We start from the raw sequence: 14,428 nt of genomic DNA on the forward strand, positions 1-14,428 counted from the left end.
TAACGATGGGCTTCATGCGTAGCTTGTCCCTGGCTTGGTCGGGCATTTTACACGCACTCCGAACCGAGAGGCATATGAAAGTACACTTGGTAGCCGCGGTTGCCATGACGGCTCTTGCCGCCACTCTGGATCTGAGCTCACTTGAATGGGCGGCTCTCGTGTTCGCGATGGGACTTGTTTTTACAGCTGAGCTAGTCAATACCGCCATCGAACGAGCGGTAGATCTTGCCTCCAGCGGTGAACGGCATCCATTGGCGAAGCAGGCCAAAGATGCTTCCGCTGGAGCGGTGCTGGTCTGTGCAGTTGTCGCTGTTATCATTGGATTTATTGTTCTGGGGCCGCCTTTATGGCGGCTTCTGACGACTTAATTGATTATTATTTAATCCGGTTCGTAGAGAATCGGCTAAGGAGAGAGTTTATGAGCGTTAATAACCATCTAGAGCAACTTACCCTACAATTAGCTGCACCAGCGCGCGAAGCTATGCGTCGCGCTTACGTGCCTTACTCGCATTTTCAGGTTGGAGCGGCATTGCTGGACGAGCACGGCCATATTCACCAGGGCTGCAATGTTGAAAATGCAGCTTATAGCCCATGCAACTGTGCCGAGCGCACGGCTTTGTTCCGGGCGATTGCCGACGGCTGCGCACCGCGCTCGTTCCAGGCAATTCTCGTTGTAGGCGATACGCCTGGACCGATTTCGCCATGCGGAGTTTGCCGCCAAGTGCTGTCGGAGTTATGCAGGCCGGATATGCCTGTCATCATGACCAATCTGTCTGGCGCAAGCAGCGTTATGACGGTTGCCGAGCTGCTGCCGGGAGCTTTTTCAGTAGCAGATCTGGAGGATAGTCGCTCGAAGCAAGGGGAGGACAACGTCTAATGGCAGGTCCGCAGAGCAAAAAAGGCTCCGGTGCAACCGAAAAGAAATTCCGTTCCGGATTCGTCGGAATCGTTGGCCGACCTAATGTCGGCAAGTCGACGCTAATGAACAAAATGATCGGCCAGAAAATTGCGATCATGTCGGACAAACCTCAGACGACGCGTAACAAAATCCATGGCGTTCTGACTCGCGATAATTCGCAGATCGTCTTCCTTGATACACCAGGCATTCACAAACCTAACTCAAAGTTGGGCGATTATATGATTAAGGCGGCTGAAAGTGCGCTGTCCGAGGTTGAAGCTGTTCTGTTCCTCGTAGATGTGGCGGATGGGTTCGGCGGAGGAGATCGCTTTATCATCGAGCGGCTCAAGACTGTTAAAACGCCTGTTTTCCTGATTCTCAACAAAATCGACAAGATCGATGACGAGAAGCTGATGCAGACCATTATCCAGTACAAGGATATGCTTGATTTTGCAGAGATCATTCCGATATCGGCGCTGCAAGGTAATAACATCGATACGCTGCTGAACCAGTTGGATCGCTATTTGCCGGAAGGGCCTCAATATTATCCTGCCGACCAAGTGACAGACCATCCGGAGCAGTTCGTATGTGCGGAGATGATTCGCGAAAAGATTCTGCAAAAGACGCGTGAGGAGATTCCGCATTCCATCGCCGTCACGATTGAAGACATGAAGGTGCAGGAAAATGGTGTAGTGCACATTGGAGCCGTCATTTATGTCGAAAGAGATTCCCAGAAGGGAATCATCATCGGCAAACAAGGCGCTTTACTCAAGGAAGTTGGCAGGGGGGCACGGCGCGACATTGAAGCGCTGCTCGGCTCAAAGACGTTCCTGGAGTTGTGGGTAAAGGTCAAAAAAGACTGGCGCAACCAGGATCGGGTGCTTCGTGATCTCGGGTATCGCAGCGAATAGGTTCCAGGCGAAGGATTTCACTTCTCTTTAATTTATGAGTGGAGAGCGGTTTAGATCGATTCCCGCTTTTTGACAGCATAGCCGAGTCGGCTTTATCGCATTCTAAAGAGGTCAGAACGCTGAGGCGTCTCCACTTTGAAAGCGAAAGGAAGATACGGCATGCGGGACTTTTCGTGGACCTATTTTACGATTACCGGTGATGTAGAGTCGTTTTTGCTTTACAAGGAAGTGAATCAGCTTCGCATGGCGGGAAGCGCGGAAGCGGCGGCAGCTGATGATGCAGGCGCAGATGAGCTTTCAGGCATGAGCCAGGAAGCTTTGCTGGTCTAGCTCCAACAGGGAAGTTCCGTTTCTCCATGTTTCTATGCCCGTCCGGAGCGAATTAGCTCCGGACGTTTTGGCATTTAAGGATGCTCGTCTGGCGAGCGGTTCCCTGTCCGGGACAGAGGGGGGAAACGCGTGATCTACCGCGTGGAAGGCATTGTCATTCGCAGTATGGACTACGGGGAAGGCAACAAGATCGTGACTATCCTGACCGATACGGCAGGTAAGGTTGGCATTATGGCGCGCGGCGCCAAAAAGTTGCGCAGTCGGCATACCTCGTTAGTGCAGCCATTTACGCTAGGGGAATTCGTCTATTTCCGTAATGCAGGGCTCGGCCAACTCAATGCTGGTGAAATTCTGGAGTCCAACCATCAGCTGCGGGAGGATATTGAGTTGTCTTCGTATGCGGCATATGCAGCAGAATTATGCGACCGGGCCTTTCAGGATGAGGAGGTCGGCGCTTACCTGTTCCATCAGCTGCGAGCTTGTTTCGATGCGCTTCGGGAAGGCAAGGAGCCAAGCATTGTCATCCATCTATTTGAAATGAAAATTCTCGAAGCGGCGGGTTATGGACCTCAGCTGGATAGTTGTGTAAGCTGCGATTCGGACAGCGGGCCGTTCCGGCTCAGTCCCGGCAGTGGAGGCATTTTATGCCGTCGTTGTTCGGGCCGCGACCCGGGAGCTCTGCCGCTTGAAGAAGGTGTGTTGAAGCTGCTTCGTCTATTTTCGGCCATCGATATGCGAAGACTTGGCTCGATTCAGGTGAAACCTCAGACGCGTGAGCAGTTGAAAGCAGCGCTTCGCGCGTTGATGGATACACATCTGGATATAAGGCTTAAAACGCGCGGTTTCCTGGATCAGCTGGATCGATTGTCGCTTCCTGCCATCGAGGCAGCCGGGCGAAGAAGGCAGCAAATGGAGGCTTCCGCTAGCGCATCCGGAATCGAATCCAATCCGAGCGAAATTCCTTCGACAGACACCACAAAGGGACTTGACGGCGATTCGGACGAAAAGTTGGACGAAGGACACTGAGGGTCGGATGAAGAACTCAAAACGCCAGATGAGGCCGCCCAAAAAACCAATTAATTCTAGTGCTCAGAGGGCTTATCCGATGCTTGACATCGCTATACATGGCCGCTACAATGGGGTAATATGCTCAAACGAACGATGATGGAGAAGGTAGTCTGCCCATTCTTTCCGTAATTTAGAATTCAGCGAGCCAGGGGCAGTGAGAGCCTGGCCGGACAGCGCAGACGAGAGGCACTCCGGAGTGCGTGATTTTAGGAAAGCGGGCTTTCCGCCTGCGCCGACACGGCGACGGCTTCAGAGAGCCAAGTAGGGTGGAACCGCGGGAGACTACAAGCTCTCGTCCCTACGTCTGTGGAGCAGACGTAGGCGGCGGGGCTTTTTTGGTGTCTCCAGACCGTTTTCGTCTGATCCAGGTTCATGCCGGACCGACCGGTATACCCAGACAGATTCCTTTGAAGGAGAGTGGCCAAACATGAATTTTCAAGGCATGATTCTGACGCTGCAACAGTTCTGGGCCGAGCAGAATTGCATTCTAGTTCAGCCCTATGACGTTGAGAAGGGTGCGGGTACGATGAACCCGATGACCTTTTTGCGTTCCATTGGTCCCGAGCCGTGGAATGTCGCTTATGTAGAGCCTTCACGTCGTCCCGCTGACGGCCGCTATGGCGAGAACCCGAATCGACTTTATCAGCATCATCAGTTTCAAGTCATTCTCAAGCCGTCACCTGACAATATCCAAGAGCTTTACTTGGAGAGCTTGAAGCGGCTAGGCATTGATCCGCTGCATCATGACATTCGTTTTGTTGAGGACAACTGGGAAAATCCATCCCTCGGCTGTGCAGGCCTTGGCTGGGAAGTATGGCTGAATGGCATGGAGATTACACAGTTTACTTATTTCCAACAAGTTGGCGGAATCGAGACGAGCCCAGTATCCGGTGAAATTACGTATGGTCTGGAGCGCCTCGCTTCTTATATTCAAGAGAAGGAAAATGTATTCGATCTTGAATGGGTAGAAGGCGTCACTTATGGCGATGTATTCCTGCAGCCCGAATATGAGCATTCCAAATATACCTTTGAGATCAGTGATCCGGCGATGCTGTTCCAGCTCTTCTCGATGTATGAGGAGGAGGCACGCCGTGCGATGAAGCAGAACCTTGTGTTCCCTGCCTATGATTATGTGCTCAAGTGCTCCCATACGTTTAACTTGCTGGACGCGCGCGGAGCAATCAGTGTGACGGAACGGACAGGCTACATCACGCGTGTTCGCAATCTGGCACGCTCTTGCGCGGCCACTTATTTGGAGGAGAGGGAACGTCTTGGGTTCCCGCTGCTGAAGAAAGGAGTGGAGCAAAATGGCTAAGGATCTTCTGTTCGAGATCGGTCTTGAGGAAGTGCCCGCTCGTTTCGTACGCGCTGCTGTGAATCAGCTGCAGGAGCGGGTCGTTAAGTGGTTGGATGAGTCACGCATTGCACATGGAGAGGTTAGAGCCTATGCAACGCCGCGCCGTCTCGCTATTTTGGCCGAAGCGGTCGAAGAGAAACAAGCGGATGTAAGCGAAGAGGTCAAAGGGCCTTCACGCAAAATTGCGCAGGATGCCGAGGGCAACTGGAGCAAAGCGGCGCTGGGCTTCGCTCGCAGTCAAGGTGTGGAGCCGGAAGGGCTGTTCTTCAAAGAGCTGGCAGGCGTGGAATACGTTTATGCCAACAAGTCCAGCCTAGGTGTTGAGACTTCCGCTGTATTGGCGGACGGTCTGACTGGAATTCTGACTTCTATGACCTTCCCTAAAAATATGCGCTGGGGCTCGTACGAGCTGAAGTTTGTGCGTCCTATTAAATGGCTGATCGCGCTCTACGGCTCTGAAATCGTGCCGATGGAAATTGCAGGCGTAAGAAGCAGCAATGTAACGCGCGGTCACCGTTTCCTCGGTGCAGAAACAACGGTGCAGGAGCCGACTGCTTATGTTGAGGCTTTACGTGCTCAGCATGTCATCACCGACATTACCGAGCGTGAGCAGCTTATCGTGAAAGGCCTCGAATCGCTGGCCAAAAAACGCGGCTGGACGATTACGATCAAGGATGATCTGCTTGAGGAAGTTCTGTTCTTGGTCGAGACACCGACCGTGCTGTTCGGTTCCTTCGACCCATCCTTCCTTGAAATTCCGCAGGAAGTATTGATCACCTCGATGCGAGAGCATCAACGTTACTTCCCGGTGCTGGATGATGGGGGCAAGCTGCTGCCTTATTTTGTTACCGTACGGAACGGCAATGCTGTTTCCCTGGATAATGTAGCAAGGGGTAACGAGAAGGTGCTGCGCGCTCGCTTGTCGGACGCCAAATTCTTCTATGCGGAGGATCAGAAGCTGGCCATCGGCGATGCGCTGCAAAAGCTGGAAACGGTCGTATACCATGAAGAGCTTGGCACGGTAGCCGATAAAGTGCGCCGCATCGTGAAGCTGACCGAAACTATCGTGACAGCTGCCGGAACAGAACAGCAAGTAGCTCGCGATGCGGTACGTACCGCAGAGATTTGTAAGTTCGACCTGGTTACTCAGATGGTCTACGAATTCCCTGAGCTGCAAGGCATCATGGGCGAGGATTATGCGCGTAAGGCAGGAGAGGGTGAGGTAGTCGCTACGGCGATCAACGAGCATTATCAGCCGCGCTTCTCCGGTGATACCGCATCGGCTTCGGTGCCGGGCGCATTGGTCAGTCTGGCCGACAAGCTGGACACCATCGTTGGCTGCTTCTCGATTGGTATTATCCCGACCGGCTCACAGGATCCTTATGCGCTTCGCAGGCAGGCGGCAGGCATCGTGCAAACGCTGATGACGCATCAACTCCCTGTAAGGCTATCCGAGCTATTCGATTTGGCGCTGGATGTGCATGAGCAGCGCGGCCTGAAACGCAGCCGCCAAGAAATTCGTAAAGAGCTTTATGATTTCTTTGCTCTTCGTCTCAAAAATGTACTGACCGAGCAAGGCAATCGTTATGACGTCATTGATGCTGCCTTGGCAGCGGGCTTCGACGATATGAATCTCGCGGTGGAACGCGCCGCCATTCTGCTGGCCCGCGCGGCTGGCCCGGAACGCGAGCTATTCAAGTCTGTTGTTGACGCGCTGACGCGGACGGCAAATCTGGCAGCCAAAGCGGAGCCAGGAGTTGCTGTTGAAGCAAGTCTGCTGGAAGCGGACGCAGAAAAACGTCTTTTCGAAGCTTCTTCAGTAGTAGGTTCGCAATTCCGCCAAGCGCTGGATTCCGGCGATGCGGATGCCGCACTGAACCGACTCACCGAGCTTCGTGAACCGATTACGGCATTTTTTGATTCGGTTATGGTCATGGCTGAGGATGAGGCTGTTCGTCGCAATCGACTGGCGTTGCTAGCCGGCATAGCGAGTAATGCTGCAGAATATGCGGATTTCTCCAAGCTAGTCTGGTCTTAAGAAAAGGAGAGTGGCAGCTTGAGTTCGAACGCACATAATCGCGATGTTATTGTTTATGTCGTGTCCGATTCGGCAGGAGATACAGGCGATCTTGTCGTACGCGCGGCCGCTGCACAGTTTCATCCTATCGTACCGCAAATTCGCAGAGCGCCTTTCGTCACGGACGAAGCGGCGCTTGCCAAAGTGGTGGAGCTGGCGAGTGGCAATGGGGCGATTATCCTGTATACGCTGGTGCTGCCGCATTTGCGAGAGGCGATGGTCAGGCTTGGCGAGGGCAGCTCGGTCGAAACAATTGATCTGCTGGGACCGCTGATCCATAGCCTGGAACAGAAGACAGGAATACCGTCCAGGCAGGAGCCAGGACTCAACCATGTACTTGACGAGGATTATTTCCGTAAGGTCGAGGCGGTAGAATTTGCCGTAAAATATGATGATGCAAGGGATACAACTGGCATCAAAAAAGCCGATATTGTTCTTGTGGGTGTTTCGCGCACGTCCAAAACTCCGCTGTCCATGTACCTTGCTCATAAGAAATACAAGGTGGCCAATGTGCCGCTGGTGCCTGAGCTGAAACCTCCAGATGAGCTTTTTGCGATTCCGAAGGAACGGATCATAGGCCTTTCGATCGGCGTACATTATTTGAACGTCATTCGTAAGGAGCGCCTGAAGGCGCTTGGTTTGCCGGATAGCGCCTCTTATGCCACTGCCGAACGCATTGAGCGGGAATTGGCCTATGCCAAGGAAATTACGGACCGCATCGGCTGCTTCACAATGGATGTCTCCCATCGGGCAGTGGAGGAGACGGCCAGCATCATTATGGAACGGATTCGCGGCAGCTAACTTGTATCCGGTCCGGGTCTAAGGACTCAGCTGTTTACAGAGGAGGCGATGGGAATGGGTGGAACTCGCATTGTCGTGGACGCGGATGCTTGCCCGGTCAAGCGAGAGATTATGGACACCGCCTACCCTTTGTCGGTGCCGGTGCTCATGGTCTCTTCTTATGACCATCATCTGGAGCCTGAGCCAGGCATGGACATTGCACATGTCGATCGGAGCAGCCAATCGGCGGATCTATACATCCTTAACCGGGTGGGCCGAGGAGATATCGTTGTTACCGGTGATTATGGCCTGGCGGCTGTAGCTCTCGCAAAGGGCGCCCAGGCCATCGGTTTTCGCGGACAGGTTTATCATAATGATACGATGGACTCGCTGATGGCCCGTCGCCATGAGCAAAGCGTCATCCGACGCAACGGAGGCAGGACTAAAGGGCCTAAGCCAATGACGTCGGAGGATAAAACGGCGTTTCAACAAAAGCTGACAAAACTTTTACTTGCCAAGCAGGAAAACGTTTAGGACCAGCGAATAGTATTACGTGTTATTCAGACGAAGGTGATGAACGAGTGGCATACGGCAAGATACCGGAAAGCGTTATTGAAGAAGTGCGCCGGCATCATGAAATTGTAGACACAGTCGGGAAGTACGTTCATCTGACCAAGAACGGTAAATATATGAAGGGGCTGTGTCCGTTCCATTCGGAGCGCACGCCTTCCTTCACGGTGACGCCCGAGCTGCAAATTTTCCATTGCTACGGCTGCGGCAAGGGCGGCAATGTCATCCGGTTCATTGAAGAGATCGAGGGCTACTCCTTCCCGGAAGCCATCCGCCACCTGGCGGAACAGGCAGGGATGCCCATCACATGGGATGTGCCTGGAGAGAGCTCTTCGCCGCGTGACCCCGAGCTTGATGCCTCGTATGAGGCCAATGAGCTTGCCGCCAAGTTTTATCATTACTTGCTCAACAATTCCGCGCAAGGTCAGGAGGCAAAGGCCTATCTGATCGAGCGGGGGTTGAACGGCAGGCTGATTGACGAATTCACCATCGGCTTTGCACCGGAGAGTTGGGACACGCTATCCAGATTTCTGCAATCGAGGGGCTACGAGCCTGAGCTGCTGGAAAAAGCGGGACTGCTTTCGGCCAAAAATGATGGAAGCGGGCATGTGGATCGTTTCCGAGCCCGTATTATGTTCCCGATTCGGGCGAAGGACGGCAAGATTTGCGGTTTTGCCGGACGTGTCATGGATGATTCCAAGCCCAAGTATTTGAATACGCCCGAGACGAAGCTGTTTGCCAAAAGCAAACTGCTGTATCAACTGCACTCGGCACGGGCCGTTTTCCGTAAAAAGCGTTCAGCTGTCCTTTTCGAAGGTTATATGGATGTCATCAAGGCTTGGTCAGCTGGAGTTAAAAACGGGATTGCCGCTATGGGAACTGCCTTAACAGACGATCATGCGGCGCTGCTCTCCCGCGAGGTTGACGAGGTGATTCTCTGCTACGACGGTGATGACGCTGGACAAGCTGCTGCGATGAAGTCCATTCCAATTCTCGAAAAAGTCGGGCTCAAGGCGCTTATCGCGATTCTCCCAAAGGGCATGGACCCGGACGAGCATATTACGCGGTTCGGTGCGGAGACCTTTATTAGAGAGGTCATGGAGCATCCCGTATCCGTAACCAAATTTAAGCTACTATATTCCCGCAGGAATCATACACTCTTAGGAGAAGAGGGCCGTAGAAACTATGTCATGGAAGCCGTCGGCATAGTTGCGGAACTGGATTCCCGTACGGAACAGGAAATATACCTGAAGGAGCTTTCTCGCGAATTCGAGCTGTCTCTGGAATCGCTCAAGCAGGACTGTCACGGGATCTGGAGCGAGCGGCAGAAATCAAGGCCGGACAGGGATAAGAACGACATTTCGTGGAATAATGGTAGGAATGAAACAAGGCGCGCGCCCTCGGCACCTGCAATGCTGCCGCCTTACCAGCGAGCAGAACGCAGATTGCTGAGCGTGATGATACGGGATGCGGAAATAGCGCGGAGTGTGTATGACCGGCTCGGAGATGCATTCAATGTGGAAGATCACGTGGCTCTTGCTGCTTATCTGTACGCCTATTATGCACAGGGGCTTGAACCGGATGTTAGTCGGTTCATCGCCTCCCTGCAGGATGAACGCCTGGAAAGGGCTGCTGCTTCCATTCTGATGAACGAGGATGCATCTCCCTTTGACGAGCATATGCTTATGGCCTACATTCATGAAATTCAGAAGGTGCCTCGTCTAAAGGAAATCGAAATTCGCAGGGAAGAAGCGCTGCGGGCGGAAAGAGCCGGCGATGTGCTGAAAGCGGCAAAGATCCAAATTGAGATTATCGCCCTAGAAAGACAGCTCAAGTAACGGCAGAATGATCCTTTCTAGGGAGGAGGGAGTCGGGAATTATGGCGAATGACCAACATACGGAGCTGGACAACGAGCAAAAAATGGAGCTGGTCAAAGATCAACTCATCGAGCAGGGGAAAAAGCGGTCTTCCCTGTCTTATAAAGAAATCATGGATAAACTGGCTCCTTTTGACCAAGAGCCGGAACAGATTGATGAATTTTTCGAACAGCTCGACGATCTTGGCATTGAAGTAACAAACGAGCGCGATGACAGACCTTCCCCGCTTGGCGGCGAAGAGCAGGAACGCGAACCAGATGAATTCAACTTTGATGATGATCTGAGCTTGCCTCCGGGCATCAAGATCAATGATCCAGTGCGCATGTATCTCAAAGAAATCGGACGGGTGCCCCTGCTGCTGGCCGATGATGAGATTGAGCTTGCCAAGCGAATCGAGAAGGGTGACGAAGAAGCCAAGCGCCGTCTTGCGGAAGCGAATCTTCGTCTCGTCGTCAGCATCGCCAAGCGCTATGTCGGACGCGGCATGTTGTTCCTCGACTTGATTCAAGAAGGCAATATGGGTCTTATCAAAGCGGTCGAGAAATTCGACCATCAGAAGGGCTTTAAGTTCAGCACCTACGCCACATGGTGGATCCGCCAGGCTATTACTCGCGCGATTGCTGACCAAGCCCGGACGATTCGGATTCCAGTGCATATGGTCGAGACCATCAACAAGCTGATTCGTGTATCCCGTCAGTTGCTCCAGGAGCTGGGGCGCGAACCTACGCCGGAAGAAATCGCTGCAGAAATGGATCTTAGTACCGAAAAGGTACGCGAGATCATGAAGATTGCTCAGGAGCCGGTGTCGCTTGAGACGCCGATCGGTGAAGAGGATGATTCACATCTGGGTGATTTCATTGAGGATCAGGAGGCGCTTGCTCCGGCAGATGCCGCCGCTTACGAACTGCTCAAGGAACAGCTCGAAGATGTGCTGGACACGCTGACAGAACGTGAGGAAAATGTACTGAGGCTCCGCTTCGGCCTGGATGACGGCCGTACTCGGACGCTGGAGGAAGTAGGCAAAGTATTCGGCGTTACGCGCGAGCGTATCCGTCAGATCGAAGCCAAGGCATTGCGCAAGCTGCGCCATCCTAGCCGCAGCAAGCGACTCAAAGACTTCCTTGAATAAGCTTTATCGGACTCTCTGCGCTGCTGCAGAGGGTCTTTTTTTCATTTTGCCAAGGTACGGATAGGTCTAACGTCCCTGAAGGCTGAAGTCCCTTCAACGGCCGGGCTCTGTTGTCGATGATTAGGAAGGGAGTTTCCCACATCCCCTAATCAATTGGCGTTTCCCATCGTGGAGAACGACAAGAACAAGGAGCAAGCCAATGGAAGCGGATAAACGCCGTATTATCGTGCAGGAAATCCAGCAATGGAGGAAGGGCAAGCTGCTTCCAGATCATTATTGCGATTTCTTGCTAAACCTTTATGCAGATCGGGAAAGTGACTCGGCAGAAGATGAAACACTACCTACGAAACCGAACAGAACAGCTAGAGCAGCGTATGCAGCGGCTGGTGCAGCAGGCTGGAAATGGTTATTATTCTTTGCCTTATTTTCCCTCTTTTTCTTGATTGTTCTTCATTTTAACGCTTTTCATCCAGCAATGCAAATTGCTATCCCACTGCTTTTGACTGGTGGTTTCTTAACTATAGGAGCGGTTCTTCGGCCCCGTAGTGAGACTGCAGGCATGGCTTGGACGGGTGCTGGAATGCTGCTCCTGGTGGGCTCCGTAATTTATCTCATGAGATTACATGCCGTGGAAAATTGGAGCTGGAACGTCCTCATATGGAGTTTATGCGCCATATTCTGGGTAGTCTATGGTATCTGGCAACGCATTCCGCTGCTTCATTTTTGCGGCTGGATCTGCCTTGCTCTCGTATACAGCCTCCTATTGAACCGACTTGCAGATGGTGGATCTATGTGGGACAAACAGGTTTATTGGCTGCCGCTTGCGGTGTTGTTTGGGTGGAGCGGATGGTTCATTCGACGCTGGAGCAAGCAGGCCTGCACAGTGCTATTGGCTGTATGTGCGTTACTTGTATTAATGCCTGAGGTGACGATGCTTGTCGAGAATGCGAGTATGGTTTGGCTCCAGGGGCTATTTGTTGGTAAACTGGTGATAGGCGGGGGACTGCTGTTCCTCTTGCGAAAATATTGGATTGAGTGGGTTGCCTGAATATGTTGAATTCCAAACGATTAACCGCTATTGCGGACTATGTCGCTGAAGGTGCAAGAGTAGCCGATATTGGCTCGGATCATGCCTTGCTGCCAATTGAGCTTGTAAGCCGGGGGACATGCCCGTCCGCGATAGCAGGAGAAGTAAATGACGGCCCGTTAGAGGCGGCGCGCAGGGGCATCGCTGCAGCGGGCCTTGGGCGCGTAATCAATGCCCGCAAGGGCAATGGACTTGAAGTGCTGCAGCCTGGCGAAGCGGATACGGTAACCATTGCCGGTATGGGAGGAGCCCTTATTGTCTCGATTCTAGAGGCAGGCAGGGAAGCCGGCAAGCTGGAAGGCGTTTCGCAGCTCGTGCTGCAGCCGAATGTAGGCGAGGAACTGGTGCGCTCCTGGCTGCTGGAGCAAGGGTGGTTGCTGGCCGAGGAATCCATTCTGGAAGAGGACGGCAAATACTACGAAATCGTCCATGCGCTTCGACAAGCGGACGCTGGCGCCCGCAACGAAGCCATTTACGGAGGAGAGCCACTGCTTAGCCATCTTACTGCGGACGAAGACAGACAGCTGAAGCTGAAGTTGGGGCCTTATCTCGCTCGCTCCAAACCGTCGGTATTTATCGAGAAATGGCGCTCGGAGCTCCGTAAAATGAAGCGCATCGAGGCGCAGATTGGGCAGTCGGTCACCGAGGATGCAAGCAAACGCCGAGCGGCAATGGCCAAAGAAATCAGGGTGATCGAGGAGGTGCTGGAATGTACGCAAACGGACATGTCGTAACAGGGCTGATGGAGCAGCTTGCCCCCAAAAAATACGCCGTGGAAAACGATCGGATCGGTCTTCAGCTGGGAACGCTGCAGAAGCCGGTTCGTAAAGTGCTGGTCGCTCTTGATGTCACGCATGAGGTTGTTGATGAGGCAATCACAGCAGGCGTCGATCTGATCATTGCTCATCATGCGATTATTTTTCGGCCGCTAGCCAAGCTGGATACGGCAACCCCTGCCGGCTCACTATATGAGAAGCTGATCAAGAACGATATCGCCGTTTATATCTCTCATACTAATCTAGATGTGACCGAAGGCGGCATGAATGATTGGATGGCAGATGCCATCGGCATTTTGCCAGAAGGCCGTGTCAGCTTGGAAAAGGTACATGAGGAGCGCCTATTCAAGCTGGCTGTCTATGTTCCGGAAGCACATGCAGAGGCAGTCCGTCAGGTGATGTGGGCGGCAGGAGGCGGGACGATCGGCGCTTACGACCAATGCAGCTTCAACGTTAGCGGTATGGGCACATTCCGCCCTGGAGCTGGAAGCAGCCCGTTCATCGGCGCCGCCGGAAGGCTGGAAACGGTCGATGAAATCCGTGTGGAGATGGCTGTGACGGAAAGTATGCTGCGCAAGACAATTAAGGCGATGCTGGCCGCACATCCTTATGAAGAGACGGCCTATGATGCGACGCTTCTAGAGCGCGAAGGCAAGTCGCTTGGGCTTGGCCGCAGCGGCCGCCTGATGGAGCCGATTACGTTAGCAGAGCTGGCGGAGCGGGTTAAGGTAGCATTTGACGTGCCTTTCGTCCGCATCACAGGAAATCCAGAGGCGGAGATTCGCAAAGCTGCCGTGCTCGGCGGCTCTGGAGCGCGTTATTGGAAGCCAGCTCAATTTGCCGGCGCTCAGGTGCTTATCACGGGCGATATCGACTATCATTCGGCGCATGATGCTTTGGCAGCAGGCATGCTGCTCATCGATCCTGGACATAACGCCGAGAAGATTATGAAGCAGCAGGTAACGCAGTGGCTGAGCGAGCGGATGACAGCTTCCAAGTACGCAACGGAAATAATCGCTTCTACAATAAATACCGAGCCATTCCAGCTTGCCTAACTGGCCAGATCCGGCTATACTAGCTAAGGTGTCGGAAAGTCTGACAGACAATCGCTGGCGGCGCGAGCCGCGAGAGGAAAGTCCGGGCTCCACAGGGCAGGATGCTGGATAACGTCCAGTCGGCGCGAGCCGAAGGATAGTGCCACAGAAATGGACCGCCGATGGCCGACGCTTGCGTCGGATCAGGCAAGGGTGGAACCGTGGTGTAAGAGACCACGAGCGGCGTTGGTGACAACGCGGCTGGTAAACCCCATCTGGAGCAAGACCTAAGAGAACGTAGCAGCCTTTATCGGCAGCAGCCCTAGCCCGGGGCGCGTTCGGGTTGGTCGCTTGAGCCTGCTAGCAATGGCAGGCCTAGATAGATGATTGTCGCTTGACAGTGGGAGGGTCGTTCCCGTTTGCACCACGAAGAGCACAGAACCCGGCTTATGGCAGACTTTCCGCAACGACCTGATTTCAGAAGCGAATAATCGCTTTTCAACTTCAAAAAGCTTCCTGGCTGCCGCAGCGGC

General features: G+C 53.3%; 14 protein-coding genes and 1 other RNA gene. All 15 read left to right on the forward strand.

The genetic code is table 11. The annotated features are described in order from the left end of the window. Positions 1-5 precede the first annotated feature (5 nt). The 15 genes from CGZ75_RS02470 to rnpB all read left to right on the forward strand — a co-directional run bounded on the left by CGZ75_RS02470 (position 6) and on the right by rnpB (position 14,360). Complete coding sequence (locus tag CGZ75_RS02470; protein WP_089522711.1) at positions 6-368, forward strand: diacylglycerol kinase family protein; 363 nt, start codon at positions 6-8, stop codon at positions 366-368. Continuing rightward, on the forward strand, positions 347-877 hold the full coding sequence (gene cdd / locus CGZ75_RS02475) for a cytidine deaminase (RefSeq protein ID WP_425436425.1): 531 nt from the start codon (positions 347-349) through the stop codon (positions 875-877). Before CGZ75_RS02470 ends, cdd begins: the two co-directional genes overlap by 22 nt. Continuing rightward, positions 877-1,809, forward strand: coding sequence for a GTPase Era (gene era, locus CGZ75_RS02480; RefSeq protein ID WP_089522713.1), 933 nt, complete (start codon positions 877-879; stop codon positions 1,807-1,809). Before cdd ends, era begins: the two co-directional genes overlap by 1 nt. A 159-nt stretch (positions 1,810-1,968) precedes the next feature. Next, the gene (locus CGZ75_RS02485) at positions 1,969-2,139 is read left to right on the forward strand and encodes a YqzL family protein (RefSeq protein ID WP_089522714.1); all 171 of its coding nucleotides are present in this window, start codon (positions 1,969-1,971) and stop codon (positions 2,137-2,139) included. A 129-nt stretch (positions 2,140-2,268) separates the two neighbouring features. Then, positions 2,269-3,165 carry a DNA repair protein RecO gene (recO, locus tag CGZ75_RS02490; protein ID WP_089522715.1) on the forward strand — a complete coding sequence of 299 codons (897 nt, stop codon included), beginning with the start codon at positions 2,269-2,271 and terminating at the stop codon, positions 3,163-3,165. 469 nt (positions 3,166-3,634) lie between these two features. Next, positions 3,635-4,522, forward strand: a complete 888-nt coding sequence (gene glyQ, locus CGZ75_RS02495; protein ID WP_089522716.1) for a glycine--tRNA ligase subunit alpha — start codon at positions 3,635-3,637, stop codon at positions 4,520-4,522. Then, positions 4,515-6,602 carry a glycine--tRNA ligase subunit beta gene (gene glyS / locus CGZ75_RS02500; protein ID WP_089522717.1) on the forward strand — a complete coding sequence of 696 codons (2,088 nt, stop codon included), beginning with the start codon at positions 4,515-4,517 and terminating at the stop codon, positions 6,600-6,602. The genes glyQ and glyS overlap by 8 nt, the downstream gene beginning before the upstream one ends. Positions 6,603-6,620: 18 nt before the next feature. Then, complete coding sequence (locus CGZ75_RS02505; protein WP_089522718.1) at positions 6,621-7,442, forward strand: pyruvate, water dikinase regulatory protein; 822 nt, start codon at positions 6,621-6,623, stop codon at positions 7,440-7,442. A gap of 54 nt (positions 7,443-7,496) precedes the next feature. Continuing rightward, positions 7,497-7,955 carry a YaiI/YqxD family protein gene (locus CGZ75_RS02510; protein WP_089522719.1) on the forward strand — a complete coding sequence of 153 codons (459 nt, stop codon included), beginning with the start codon at positions 7,497-7,499 and terminating at the stop codon, positions 7,953-7,955. Between the two features lie 47 nt (positions 7,956-8,002). After that, on the forward strand, positions 8,003-9,829 hold the full coding sequence (gene dnaG, locus CGZ75_RS02515; RefSeq protein WP_089522720.1) for a DNA primase: 1,827 nt from the start codon (positions 8,003-8,005) through the stop codon (positions 9,827-9,829). A gap of 41 nt (positions 9,830-9,870) precedes the next feature. Further along, complete coding sequence (gene rpoD / locus CGZ75_RS02520) at positions 9,871-10,998, forward strand: RNA polymerase sigma factor RpoD (protein ID WP_089522721.1); 1,128 nt, start codon at positions 9,871-9,873, stop codon at positions 10,996-10,998. A gap of 199 nt (positions 10,999-11,197) precedes the next feature. Beyond that, positions 11,198-12,046 (forward strand): hypothetical protein, encoded by an 849-nt coding sequence (locus tag CGZ75_RS02525; RefSeq protein WP_089522722.1) that lies wholly within the window; start codon positions 11,198-11,200, stop codon positions 12,044-12,046. A gap of 2 nt (positions 12,047-12,048) precedes the next feature. Beyond that, positions 12,049-12,819 (forward strand): tRNA (adenine(22)-N(1))-methyltransferase, encoded by a 771-nt coding sequence (locus CGZ75_RS02530; protein WP_089522723.1) that lies wholly within the window; start codon positions 12,049-12,051, stop codon positions 12,817-12,819. Beyond that, entirely contained in the window at positions 12,795-13,916 is a 1,122-nt protein-coding gene (locus CGZ75_RS02535; RefSeq protein ID WP_089522724.1) for a Nif3-like dinuclear metal center hexameric protein, read from the forward strand. The genes CGZ75_RS02530 and CGZ75_RS02535 overlap by 25 nt, the downstream gene beginning before the upstream one ends. Positions 13,917-13,951: 35 nt before the next feature. Then, positions 13,952-14,360, forward strand: an RNA gene (gene rnpB, locus CGZ75_RS02540) — RNase P RNA component class A. The last annotated feature ends 68 nt before the right edge of the window (positions 14,361-14,428 follow it).

The sequence above is a fragment of the Paenibacillus herberti genome (genome assembly GCF_002233675.1).
GTDB classification, from domain to species: Bacteria; Bacillota; Bacilli; order Paenibacillales; family Paenibacillaceae; genus Paenibacillus_O; species Paenibacillus_O herberti.